This is a genomic window from Campylobacter concisus, assembly GCF_003048595.2.
Classification (GTDB): Bacteria; Campylobacterota; Campylobacteria; order Campylobacterales; family Campylobacteraceae; genus Campylobacter_A; species Campylobacter_A concisus_L.
In genome coordinates, this window is the sequence record NZ_CP049270.1 from 305134 (window position 1) to 318202 (window position 13069).

A 13069-nucleotide genomic window follows, 5' to 3' on the forward strand; every position below is an offset into this window, starting at 1 on the left:
TTTAAAAATTTAAAAAGCGAGCAAAAATGAACGAAATTTTAAAGAGCATAAAAACCCCAGCCTACGTTTGTGAAGAGGCAAAAGTACGTAAAAATTTAGAGCTTTTAAGGTATGTAAAAGAGCAAAGCGGAGCTAAAATTTTAGTCGCACTTAAGGGCTTTGCATTTAGCGGCGTGATGGATATGGTGGGCTCTTATCTTGACGGAGCGACTTGTAGTGGGCTTCATGAGGCAAAATTTGCAAGTGAATACGTAAAAGGCGAGATCCACACATATAGCCCAGCCTTTAAAGAGGAGGATTTTGATGAAATTTTAAAAATTTCAAAACACATCACATTTAACTCTTTTGCTCAGTGGCAAAAATTTAAAGGTATTACCCTGCAAAACGGCATCATCTGCGGCCTGCGCGTAAATCCTGAAGTCTCACTAGCCCCAACTGATAGCTACAACCCATGCGGTAAATTTAGCAGGCTTGGCATCACAAGGGCAAATTTTAAGCCAGAACTTCTTGACGGCATCACTGGGCTTCATTTTCACGCGCTTTGCGAGGAGAGTGCGAGTAGCTTGCAGACCGTGCTAGAGGCGTTTGAGGAGAAATTTGGCGAGTTTATCCCAAAGATGAAATGGATAAATATGGGCGGAGGACATCACATCACGAGGGCTGATTACGATGTGGAACTGCTTATAAAAATAATTAGGCGCTTCCGCGAAAAATACGGCGTAGAGGTCTATCTGGAGCCAGGCGAGGCTGTGGGCTGGCAAACTGGCTTTTTGATAAGCAGCGTGCTTGACATCGTGCACAACGAGAAAGATATCGCCATCCTTGATACCTCAGCCGAGGCGCACATGCCAGATACCGTGCTCATGCCTTACCGCCCAGCCGTTAGAGGCGAGAGTGAAAATGGCAAATTTGCTTATAGATTTGGCGGCAATACCTGCCTAGCTGGCGATATAGTGGGGCTTGAAGCGGGCGATGCGGAGTATAAATTTGATAGTGAGCTAAAAATCGGCGACCGCGTCATCTTTGAAGATCAAATTCACTACACCATCGTGAAAAACACGACATTTAACGGCATAAAACTGCCTGATCTTCTGCTTTTAAAAGAAAATGGCGAGATAAAGATGATCCGTGAATTTGGATACGAAGAGTATAGACGCAGAAACTAATCACTAGTGTTTTGGTTAGCTTTTGGTAGCTAAATACTAAAAGTTCATTTGTATGTTTGTATGTATATCTATAAAATTTTTATAGATTAATATCCATAAATTTTGGTAAATTTATCTATCTTTGCACTCTTTTGCCAGTTGTATTCGGTTTCATTTGCGATACTTTGAGCTAATTCTTTACCGAAATGATCACTTATGAAGCCAAGAGCCATATCCATGCCGGCAGCCACGCCTGAAGCTGTGTAAAATTTATCATCTTTTACCCACCTGGCGTGTGATTGCCATTTTACGGCATCACGGCACTGTTTTACCCATTCAAACGACTTTTTATTTGATGTGGCTTTTAGTCCATCAAGCACTTCGGCACGAGCTAGCAAAGCTGAGCCAGTGCAAACACTAAGGCAAAAATTTGAAGCCAAAACACACTCTTTAAGATGTGATATAAACTCGTTGTCTTTTACTAAAATCCTTGTGCCCTGACCACCAGGTACCAGCAAAATACTATTTTTTGGTAAAGTGACCAGCTTTTTTGTTTTTACTTCAAAGCCTTGCTTACTTTTTATTGCTTTACCATTAAACGATACAAAATTTAGATTTATTCCAGGTACTCTTGCTAAAAACTCTACAGGACCCATGAGATCAAGTGTCTCGTAATCATCAAAAAGAAGACAAAATAGATTCATCGCTCTGCCTTTTGGATAGAAATTTCAAAAATACTTTGATATTTTAGTTTAAATTTTTAAGAAATAAAGGGGAAAATATAAATTTTGAAAGAATTTTTATCTAAAAAATTGAGATAACTGAAAATTGTTTTTAAAATTTAGATAATAAATTTTTAGGTATATTCTAGTAAAAAATTAACAAAACTTAAATATATTTTATCAAATTATTAGTAATTTTTTTTACTAAGGTTTACTTGTGATTAGCTCTGATATAATAGCAACCAAAACAGCATAACTATGTGATTTTAGCATATTTAACTAAAAGCTCAAATCATTAAGTTTTATGCAAATAAAGGAATAAAATGACGAGAATTCTTACTCTACTTTTTACATTGTCTGTTGCGGCAATGGCCATTGAGGGACCAACTGGCGTCAATCAATTTGACAGCACCATTTGGGCAGCACAGAGGATAGAAAATATCAAGCCTTATGGGCATAGCTGGGGTCCGATATTTACTTTTATCCAAGGTAATGATTATTTTGCAATAGCAGCACTTTCTATCATTTTGGCTGTTATTGGAGCATTTGCATTACACTTTTTAATCATTGGACCAAAACATTTTAGTCATGATGGTAAAAAGGTATTTGCTTTTTCATTGATCATACGTATAGCTCATGGTTTGGCAGCTATCTCATGGATCATTTTAGTGCCAACTGGTATCATCATTATGTGGGGTGCAGAGCTTGGCGGTGGAACATTTGTGCGTTTCTGTAGATATTTGCACGATATAGCAACTGTGATCTTTGCTGTTTCTGTGCTTCCTATGTTATTTACCTGGACAAAGAGAATGCTTCCGGCAATTTATGATATCAGATGGATGATGATAGTTGGTGGCTATTTATCAAAGAAAAAGAGACCTGTTCCGGCTGGTAAATTTAATGCTGGTCAAAAAGCATGGTACTGGATCGCTATCCCTGGTGGTATCGTTATGATAATTACTGGTGCGATTATGTATTTCTTAGACTTCAAAGAGCCAGCAGTTGCTTCTTGGTTTGGTCTTACACAAATTGATCTTTTAAGATACAGCGTAATTATCCATAACTGTCTTGGCATCGCATGTGCAGTATTTTTCTTGGTTCATATTTATATGGCAGCTATTGCTATTCATGGTGCTATTTGGTCGATGATTACTGGATATAAAGAGGAAGAAGAAGTTTATGTTCTTCATCACTACTGGTATCAAGAGCTCGTTAGAGAGAATAAAATTCCAGTATCTGATTATGAAAAGTCTTATACAAATTTAAAATAATTAACTTTACTCTGACCTTGCTAGTAAGCGAGGTCAAAGCTCTCTTTTATCTCAAATTTATACATTAAAATTTTTAAAATAATTAATATTTTTTTAGCTATAATCTAAAACTAGTTTCAAGGTTTGAAATACTAATCATAAAAGGAAAAATAATGACAACAATTGATTGTAGAAATTTAGAATGTCCAAAGCCAGTCATCATGACTAAAAACGCGCTTGATAGTTTAAAAGAGGGTGAAAACTTAGAAATTTTAGTAAATGCATTAGCGCCAAAAGAGAATATCTCAAGATTTTTAAAAAATCAAAATATAAATTTTAGCCTTGAAAACAATGGCAACGAGACTAAAATTTTAGCTACAAAAGGTAAAAATGCGCTTGAGCTTACAAATTTTGATGAGTTTGTCTGCGACATAACACCAAAAAATAATAAAGTACTCTATCTGAATGAAGAGCGCGCGGGAAGTGGCGAAGTGGGAATAAATTTACTATCAAAATTCCTAGGAGCATTTCTTCAAGTTGAGAAAAAACCAAAGATAATAATATGTGTAAATAACGCTGTGAGAATGACAACAAATCGCTCACATCCAAGCTTTAAACCGCTTAAGGAGCTTGAAGCTGCTGGAGTGCAAATTTTAAGTTGTGGGAGCTGCTTAGAGTCATATAAACTAGTAAGTGATCTTGCAATTGGTGAAATTTCAAATGCCTATGAGATCATTGATATACTTTCAACTCACGAGCAGATCAGCCTATGATCTATCACGATAAAAAGCTTACGCAGTTTGTTAGAGCCGCTGGCTGAGCTGCTAAGCTTGACCCGTCGGGTCTACACAAAACTATTAGTAGTTTAAATTTATCTCATTCGAACCTACTCTCAAGCACTAACTCAAATGAGGATGCAAGTGTTTTTAAAATTTCAAGCGACCTTGCATTAGTTCAAACGCTTGATTTTATAACGCCTGTGGTAAACGATCCATTTATATATGGACAGATCGCAGCTGCAAATAGCTTAAGTGACGTCTTTGCAATGGGTGGTGAGGTGATAAATGCTCTAAACATCGTAGGCTTTGATAGTTGTAACTTGGCACCTGAAATTTTAGGTGAAATTTTGCAAGGCGGAGCCAATAAAGTAAAAGAGTGTGGTGGCATTATAGTTGGCGGGCATACGATCGAGACACAGCAGATGTATTATGGGCTTAGCGTCACTGGAAGGGTACATCCTGATAAATTTTGGGCAAATAATACAGCTATAAATGGCAATGTTTTGATACTTACAAAGCCCCTTGGAAGCGGCATTTTAAGCACAGCAATAAAGGCTGATTTATTAAGCATGGAGCAGATAAAAGAGGCTGCAACTATCATGGCACAGCTAAATTTTTATGCATTAAAGGCACTTGATGGCATCAAAGTTTATGCGGCTACTGATGTGACTGGATTTGGCTTTTTGGGACATTTAAGCGAAATGCTAAATGAAAAGATCAGTTTTGAAATTTATGAAAAAAACGTGCCAATCATTGTAAGTGCAAAGGAATTTGCCAATATGGGTATCATTCCAGAAGGAAGCTATAAAAACCGCGAATTTGCAAAGCATTTTATAGACAAAGAAGCTGATATTTTGCTATTTGATGCACAAACTTCAGGTGGACTTTTGCTTGCAGTTGGTGAAAAGGACGCGATGCTTGCAGTAAAACGCTTAAAAGAAGTAGGTTATGAAAGCTCGGCTATCGTTGGCTCTGCGGTATCAAAGAGCGAGTTTGGTATATTTTTAAGATAAATTTTTAAAAATAGCATGCTATCTCATTGCGTTAGAGAAATCTTTTAATTTACTTAACCATTCTATAATTTCAAAAACTATAAAGGAGAAATGATGAATTATCTTGAAATTTTAAAATTTCGTCATGCTTGCAAGGTTTTTGACGAAAGCAAAAAAATCGGTGCTGGAGAGTTTGATTTTATACTAGAAGCTGGTAGATTAAGCCCTAGTTCAACTGGTCTTGAGCAGTGGGATATCTTAGTCGTTCAAAATAAAGAGCTTAGAGAAAAAATAAAAGCTCTTTCATGGAATCAAGCACAAATCACATCTTGCTCGCATTTAGTTGTCGTTTTAGCTAAGATCAAAGAGGTAAAATTTGGAAGCACATACGTTAATAAAATGATCGCTAGAAATACCAATAAAGATCCTGAAGCCATTGTTGCAAGGCAAAAATTTTATCATGACTTTTTGCTAGCAAATTTTAAAAATGATGATGAGCTAACATTTCAGTGGTCGCATGAGCAGTGCATGATAATCGCCACAAATATGATGAATGCAGCTGCAAGTTTGGGCATTGATAGTTGCCCGATAGAAGGCTTTGATAGACTCGCTTTAAATGAGCTTTTAGGGCTTGATGAGAGCTTTCAAAGAGTGGCCATCATGGTGCCATTTGGCTACCGCCTAAATCCACAACCAAAAAAACTTCGTAGAGAAATTTCTGATATCGTTACTTGGATCTATTAAGATATTTGAGCCAAATTTTAAATAAATTTTTGGCTCAATTTTAAATAAATCAATAAATTCTAAATAAATACTTACCTTTATAAACCCAAATCAAGTAAAAATGGGATAAAATCAGAGCCAAAACCTAAACTAACGAGGTGTCTATCGTGCTTGAGAAACAAAAAACCAGCCTTCAAATAGTAAAAATGTTTTATACAAAGGCTATTTTACTTTTACTCTCATTTATATTTTTAGCATTATTTGTAGTTTGTGCCGGCACGAACGATATAAAGTATGATCTTAGCTCAACTAATTCAAATATAAAATCATCAATCTCAAATAGCTTTTTTATAATAAAAAACGATCTATTTTTAAAATCAAAAATGGTTGAAGCAGGTCTTAGCGATATGCTATTTGATAAAAATTCAACAAAAAACGATCTTTATATAGCTTTTTATGTTTTTGATAAAAATAGAAATTTAATCTATTCAAAGAGATTTTTAGGTGCTGATGACATAGCCGAAAAGGATCTATCTCAGCTAAGTTTAAACGAGACAGATGCCGGGAAATTTACAGTATCAGATCGAGTTTATAAAAACAATCGTTTTAGAGACATTTATGCATCTTATGGACTAAAAAATGGAGGCAGTATTTTAGTTCAAATTGATATAAAATTTTTGCAAAGTTACACCAATGTAGATTACGATGATAAAAGTAAAACTTATGCTTATTTGGTAGATAAATATGGAAATTTATCAAGAGATGAGTTTTATAAAAAATTTGATGAATCGATGTTTTTACCTTATGTGAGTCTTGGCGACGAGTTTAAAGAGGATAAAATAATATTTTCTTTAAGCCATATGAGCTTTTATCTCATAAGCTATATGCCAGAGTATAAAATTTTTGTTATTACTGCTTCAACGAAGCATTTTCATATCTTTATGCAGTTTGTGTTATTTTGGCTATCGATCTTTTGTTTTATATCTTCTTTAATTTTATGGGTTAGAGATGTAAAATTTGTAAAAAATAGAATAATGCCAGCTTTAAAAGAGGTAAGAGATACTTTAGATGGCGATGAATACGAGATAAGACGAAGCCTTAATGTAACAGAACTTGAAGATATAAAAAATGGAATAAACAAGCTAAAGATAGAAACCAAAAAAGCAACTGATGGACTAGAAGAATACAAAAGTAGATTCGGCTATATTTTTGAGCAAAGCTTTTTGAAAATAGTAGTTTATGATGCTTATAGCGGCGATATTATTGATGCTAGTAATGCATTTTTATCTTCCGTTGGCTACACAAAAGATGAGATTATAGAGCTAAATTTAAATGATTTAATAGATGGCGATTTTGCATTGTTTATGCAAATGAAACAAGACGCTCAAAATAGCGATATGAGTTTTAAAATCAAGCTAAGAACAAAAGATGGTAGCACTAAAGAGGGATTTTTACAAGAGTCGCAGATCGAGCTAAGGGATTCTAGGCTAAATTTTATGCTTATACACGAACTTGACGATGGAAAATTTACGAAAAAGGATAACGAAGCAATAAATGATTATTCGTTTTTATCGCCAAATGTAATAGCAGAAGCATTAAACAGCGATCCATTTTCTATCGTAAGAAGTACGCAAAATATCGATAGTGTCTTTAAAGTCCCGCAAGATAAGAAGCTTATAAATTTAAAAAATCTAATAAGCCCTGAAAGTTTAGATGAGTTTGCTGTAAATGTTTCTAATGAATCTAAAAAATTCTTTGAAAAAGGTAGCAAAAATAGCGAGATAAATCTCGTAGCCAATATGCAAACAAATGAAAACAACAAAACGCCATTTAAAATAAAAGTAAAATTTATAGATAATGGTGCTGATAAAGAGCGAAAGATCATCTACTTTTTTAATGACTTAAGCGATATAGCAAAGTTGCAAGAAAAATATGATGCTGAATTAAAATATTTTCAAAGCATACTTTGGGCAAGCCAAGCGCTTGTCTTTTCATGGGATAAAAAAAGCGATACCCTTTATATCCCAAATGCTATTGCCAAGTCGCTCGGATATGCATTAAATGGGGATATGAGTATAAATTTTGAACGCGCAAAAACTATATTTGTAGATGAATTTGTAAGCTTTAAGGACTTTTTTGACCTTATAAAAAAAGGTGAAGTATATGATGGCGAAGTGCGTTTTTATAGGGCTGATAAAGAGATTATTTATGTAAGGATTAGAGCAAAAGCAATAGCTTTTTATGATGGTGAAGTAAGCGTCATAAAGGGCGCAATGCAAGATCTTAGTGTGCAAAATAGCTTTTTTTCTTATCAAGACCTTTTAGCAAAAATTTTCTCATACGCAAAAGAGCAAATTATTATGCTTGATGATGAGTTTAGGATCATAGATGCTAATGACGCTTTTTTTGATACGCTTGATATTTCTAGAGATAAAAATTTTATAGAGAAAATTTACTCAAAAGATATAATAAATTTTAAAAACGGACTAAAAGATATTAAAGATGAAATTTTAAATTCACTTAAAATAACTAGCTTTTGGCAAGGTCTTATTCATGATGTTCGAAGCAGAAATAGACTCGAAGTCATAAGTATAAGCAAGCTTTTAAACACGTTTGGCGATCAAGAGGGATATATATTGTTAGCTTCAAGCGCAAATGATGATTGCTACAATAAAGAATATCTCGAATTTATCGCGTATCACGATACGCTAACCGGACTACCAAATAGATTTTTACTTTTTAATAAGCTAGAAAATCTACTAAAACAAGCGAAAAAAAGCTTAAAAATAGCAGCATTTTATGTTGATTTTGATAATTTTAAATCGATAAATGACGGATACGGACATCAAGTAGGCGATAAAATCCTAATAGAAATTTCAAAAAAAATAGATGAAATTTTTCCAAAACAAGGAATATTTGCAAGAATAGGCGGGGACGAGTTTATAGGTGCTATGCCTTATGAAAATTTGGGAGAAATTTACGAAACTGCTGAAAACATCTTAAGAGTGGGTCAGAGTAAAATTTCTATTGATGATGAGAAAAAATTTAGCGTAAGTATTGGTATTAGCTTAAGTAGCGATGCGCTTAGCGTTGATGATCTAATTGAAAGAGCCGATTGGGCTATGTATCAAGCAAAGCTTAATGGAAAAAATAAATATTATGTATTTAATTCGAAAAAAGATACATACTTTAAAAATGAATATAGAGACGACTCAAAGATCATTGAAGCTATCGATGCTGGCGAGATGTTCTTGCTTTATCAGCCTGAGATTGATATAAAAAGCGGGGAAGTTAGCAGTTTTGAGGCATTTATTAGATGGAAAAATGGCGATAAGATATTAAGACCATCAGACTTCTTGCCACTTGCAAAAGGCTCAAAAGCAGTTGTTGCTATCGCATTATTTACACTAAAAGATGCTTTAAAAGCTAGGGCTGTATGGCTAAAAGAGGGAATAAATGCAAAAGTTAGAGTAAATTTGTGCATTAAAAAGCTAATGACTTCTGAGTTTTTTGAGAAATTTAAAAAGCTTTTAGAAGATGAGCAGCTAGATGCAAATGGGCTAATCATAGATATCGTTGACTCCGCAAGTGGCGTAAATTTAGATGATGTTGTTAGATATATTGATGCTTATAAGGAGCTAGGCGTTAGCTTTTCACTTGATGATTTTGCATCTTATTCGGGCTCGGTAGAAGCTTTAGGTATGTTAAAAACAAATAGATTTAATATAGATAAAAGATTTTGTAAACAAATTTTTGATTCAGTAGAAGCGCTAAAGACCATACGCATGATAAAGTATGTATCAGATACATTTGATTTTGATGTCATGATAAAAAATTTAGAAGATAAAAGCATGCTTGAAATTTTTGTTGGATTTGGCTTTAGTAGATTTCAAGGACGGCTTTTTGCGCCAGAGCTTAGCCTGGATGATGTGCTCAAATTTAAATTCACTCTATCATCTCAGCTAAATGTAAGAAATTTTCAAGATGATGAGAACTACAATATGCTTTGCAAAATAGTAGGTGCAAAAGAGCTTATGACTCGTTTGATAAATTTGCTTAAATGCGATGAAAAAGTAAGCGAAAAATTAAAAGGCGAAATAGCAGATCAAGTAGATGATATCAGAATAATAAATGAAAAATTAGCTGAAATTTTAGATACGATCCTTATAAAAATAGACAAAGAGAACGTAATAAATTTAGCTAATGAGGCAATTTTGTTATGCGACAATGATCTAAATTTGAGTGGAGCGAATAAATAATGAATGAAAATGCTTTAAATGTTTATGAGCACGAAATCCCAAATGGAAGCAAGCTATACTTTGCCAGTAGCGCAAAGCTAAAGAGGCAGATCGAGCAAAAAGCTAGTGAAATTTTAGAAAATGAAGGCTTTAGCGAGATCGTAACGCCATTTTTCTCATATCACCAGCATTTAAGTGTAGATGCGACAAATCTTTTGCGTTTTAGCGATAGTCTAAATCACGAAATAAGTCTAAGAGCTGATAGCACGGTAGATACTGTAAGGATCGTGCTTAGAAGGCTAAAAGCAAACGAATCAAAAAGATGGTTTTATATCCAGCCAGTCTTTCGCTATCCAAGCCAAGAAATTTATCAAATCGGAGCCGAACTAATCGGTGAAAATGATGTTTTAAAAAGCATAAATATCGTAGCAAAGCTTCTTAATGAGCTAAAAATGGATACATTTTTGCAAGTAAGCAATATACAAATTCCAAGAGTGATTTGTGAAATTTTAAGCGTGCCTATTGAAATTTTTGAAAATGGACAAATGGAGAAAATTTTATCTCAAAATGTTCCATGGCTAAGCGCTCTTGCTCTTTTAAAGTCAGTTGATGAGTTGGATGAAGTGATTAAAATTTCTCCAAGCAAACTAAAAGAACCGCTTGAAAATTTGAGAAATTTAGCCAGTGCTTTAGAATATAAAAATTTAAGAATAGTTCCGCTATATTACTCGAAAATGAGATATTACGATAGTTTATTTTTTAGATTTTTAAGAAATAATAGCATAATAGCAAGTGGCGGCAGCTACGAAATAGACGGAAAGATAAATAGTGGTTTTGCTGTTTATACAGATGCATTGATAGAAGAAAAAATTAATTTAAGGAAGTAAGAATGAGAAAGGCTGATTTAGTAGTTGGAGTTCAATGGGGTGATGAGGGTAAAGGCAAGATAGTTGATATGCTAGGACTAAACTATGACATGATCTGTCGCTCACAAGGCGGCCACAATGCCGGCCATACGATCTGGGTTGATGGCGTTAGATACGCGCTTCACCTTGTTCCAAGTGGAATTTTGCATAAAAATATCATAAATATCATTGGCAATGGTGTTGTTGTTTGCCCAGAAGTATTAATCACTGAAATGGCTCAGTTTGAAAATTTGGAAGGAAGACTTTATATTAGCGATAAAGCACATTTAAATCTAAGCTATCATAGTCAAATCGATCAAGCAAAAGAGAGACTAAAAGGCGAAAAAGCAATCGGTACGACTGGCAAAGGCATAGGACCAACTTATGCTGATAAAATAAGTAGAAGTGGCCACAGAGTAGGCGAACTACTTGAGCCAGAGCGTTTGTGCGATGCTTTAATGCATGATTTTGAGACAAACAAATGCGTATTTGACGCACTTGGTGTAAAAATTCCTAATGAAAATGAATTGCTTGAAGAGCTAAAAAGATATAAAGAGGTTTTGGCTCCATTTATCGCAAATACTACAAATTTAGTTTGGAAAGCGCTAGATGAAGATAAAAAAGTCCTACTTGAAGGCGCTCAGGGCACACTTTTAGATATCGACCATGGCACATATCCATACGTAACTAGCTCAAATACTATAAGTGCAGGTGCTTGCACAGGTCTTGGACTAAATCCAAAAGAAATCGGTGAAGTAATAGGCGTCATAAAGGCCTATACGACTCGCGTTGGTTTTGGCCCTTTCCCAACAGAAGATAAAGGTACAAGTGGCGATAAGATGTGTGATATCGGTAAGGAATTTGGCACAACAACAGGCCGCCGTAGACGTTGTGGCTGGTTTGATGCTGTGAGTGTAAAATACGCATCAAGACTTGATGGTGTTGATACCTATGCACTTATGAAGCTTGATGTACTTGATGGATTTGAAGTGGTAAAAATTTGCAAAGCTTATCAATATAATGGTGAAACTATCGATTATATGCCGACAGATCTTGAAAATGCAACTCCTATCTATGAAGAACTAGCAGGCTGGGATAGCGTAAAAGGCATAAGCAAATATGAAGATCTGCCAGCAAATGCAAGAGCTTATATCGAGAGAATAGAAGAGCTAACTGGCGTAAAGATCGGCTACATCTCAACAAGCCCTGAAAGAAGTGATACAATCATTAGATGAAAAGCAAATTTACCTCTATTGTTCGTGTAAAAAAGCAAGAAATGGACAAAGTAGAGGCCAAGCTCGCCGTTGCCAGGCTTAATGTGAGAAATTTTGAAGAAAATTTATCGCGTTTAAGAGCTAAACTTGGCGAGTTTGTTTTGCCAAAAAGTGGCAATATAGGCGAACTAAAGGAAAATTTAGAGCTGATAAATATAACAAGGCAGGAGCTAAATGCTTGCAAAGAGAGCCTTGAAATAGCCAACAAAGAAGTTTTACACTACGAGCATAAATATAAAAATGTAAATTTAGAGTACGAAAAGATGAAATATCTAGAAAAAGAAGAGTTCAAAAAAGAGATAAAACGCATACAAAAGGCCGAAGCACTTGCACTTGACGAGTTTGCTGTGATGAAATTTGTTACTAAAAGTGAGCAGTGATGAGAGGGTTTTTATTATTTTTCGCGATCCTAAATTTTGCATTTTGCTACGAAGTGCCTGTTGACTGTACGCAAATTTTTGAAGCTAGAAAAGAAGAAATTTCAAAGGAACTTGAGATTATAGATGAACAGCGCCAAGCTTTAGAGGTATTTCGCGCAAGCTCGGCAGCAGCCTATGAAGAAAATAATAAAAAACTTACCAAAAAAGAAGCTGACCTAAATGCGACAATGAAAGTGATCGAGCAAAAACGCAAAGAGATCGATGAAGTGGTCGCCAAAAATGAAAAAATTTTAAAAGAACTTCGCACAATGACTAGCGATAAAGTCAATGAGTCGTATTCTAAGATGAAAGATGGCGCGGCAGCTGAGGTACTCTCTAAAATGCCTAGATCAAACGCAGCCACCATACTTTATGCCCTTGATGCCAAAAAGATATCAACCATCATGGCGAAAATGGATCCAAAAGTAGCATCTGAGATCACTACTTTGCTTCAAAAAGGACCACCATTTGCTGATGAAAAAGGCGATATGCCAACTCCAGCCGGTAGCATAAATATACAGTAATAAATTTTTGCACAAGCAAACAAAATTTTAAAAAATTTAGACACCAAAATATAAAGCACTTGCTTATAAATTTTTAATTTTAAGCTCACCTAACTTTA

Annotated in this window: 11 protein-coding genes; 10 read left to right on the forward strand and 1 reads right to left on the reverse strand. The window is 34.8% G+C overall.

The window, feature by feature from the left end; all coding sequences use genetic code 11:
• Positions 1-26: 26 nt before the first annotated feature.
• Entirely contained in the window at positions 27-1166 is a 1140-nt protein-coding gene (nspC, locus tag CVT15_RS01505) for a carboxynorspermidine decarboxylase (RefSeq protein WP_103577050.1), read from the forward strand.
• Positions 1167-1252: 86 nt separating this feature from the next.
• On the opposite strand, the gene CVT15_RS01510 is transcribed toward nspC, so the two are convergent.
• The gene (locus tag CVT15_RS01510) at positions 1253-1849 is read right to left on the reverse strand and encodes a DJ-1/PfpI family protein (RefSeq protein WP_107898092.1); all 597 of its coding nucleotides are present in this window, start codon (positions 1847-1849) and stop codon (positions 1253-1255) included.
• 341 nt (positions 1850-2190) lie between these two features.
• Here CVT15_RS01510 and CVT15_RS01515 point away from each other — a divergent pair, with 341 nt between their 5' ends.
• The 9 genes from CVT15_RS01515 (at position 2191) to CVT15_RS01555 (ending at position 12971) form a co-directional block, all read left to right on the forward strand.
• Positions 2191-3138, forward strand: a complete 948-nt coding sequence (locus tag CVT15_RS01515) for a formate dehydrogenase subunit gamma (RefSeq protein ID WP_087585433.1) — start codon at positions 2191-2193, stop codon at positions 3136-3138.
• A gap of 152 nt (positions 3139-3290) precedes the next feature.
• On the forward strand, positions 3291-3890 hold the full coding sequence (gene yedF, locus CVT15_RS01520) for a sulfurtransferase-like selenium metabolism protein YedF (RefSeq protein ID WP_087585434.1): 600 nt from the start codon (positions 3291-3293) through the stop codon (positions 3888-3890).
• Positions 3887-4909: a selenide, water dikinase SelD gene (gene selD, locus CVT15_RS01525; protein WP_430516346.1), complete on the forward strand. Its 1023-nt coding sequence runs from the start codon at positions 3887-3889 to the stop codon at positions 4907-4909. Before yedF ends, selD begins: the two co-directional genes overlap by 4 nt.
• A 93-nt stretch (positions 4910-5002) precedes the next feature.
• Positions 5003-5632, forward strand: coding sequence for an NAD(P)H-dependent oxidoreductase (locus CVT15_RS01530; protein WP_107898091.1), 630 nt, complete (start codon positions 5003-5005; stop codon positions 5630-5632).
• A gap of 146 nt (positions 5633-5778) precedes the next feature.
• On the forward strand, positions 5779-9870 hold the full coding sequence (locus CVT15_RS01535) for a diguanylate cyclase domain-containing protein (RefSeq protein WP_107898090.1): 4092 nt from the start codon (positions 5779-5781) through the stop codon (positions 9868-9870).
• Positions 9870-10736, forward strand: coding sequence for an ATP phosphoribosyltransferase regulatory subunit (locus tag CVT15_RS01540; RefSeq protein WP_021090725.1), 867 nt, complete (start codon positions 9870-9872; stop codon positions 10734-10736). The genes CVT15_RS01535 and CVT15_RS01540 overlap by 1 nt, the downstream gene beginning before the upstream one ends.
• Before the next feature lie 2 nt (positions 10737-10738).
• Positions 10739-11989 carry an adenylosuccinate synthase gene (locus CVT15_RS01545; RefSeq protein WP_072593906.1) on the forward strand — a complete coding sequence of 417 codons (1251 nt, stop codon included), beginning with the start codon at positions 10739-10741 and terminating at the stop codon, positions 11987-11989.
• A gap of 41 nt (positions 11990-12030) precedes the next feature.
• A complete protein-coding gene (locus tag CVT15_RS01550; protein ID WP_230853959.1) occupies positions 12031-12408 on the forward strand; it encodes a flagellar export protein FliJ in 378 nt (125 codons plus the stop codon).
• Positions 12408-12971, forward strand: coding sequence for a MotE family protein (locus CVT15_RS01555; protein WP_103577221.1), 564 nt, complete (start codon positions 12408-12410; stop codon positions 12969-12971). The genes CVT15_RS01550 and CVT15_RS01555 overlap by 1 nt, the downstream gene beginning before the upstream one ends.
• Positions 12972-13069 lie beyond the last annotated feature (98 nt).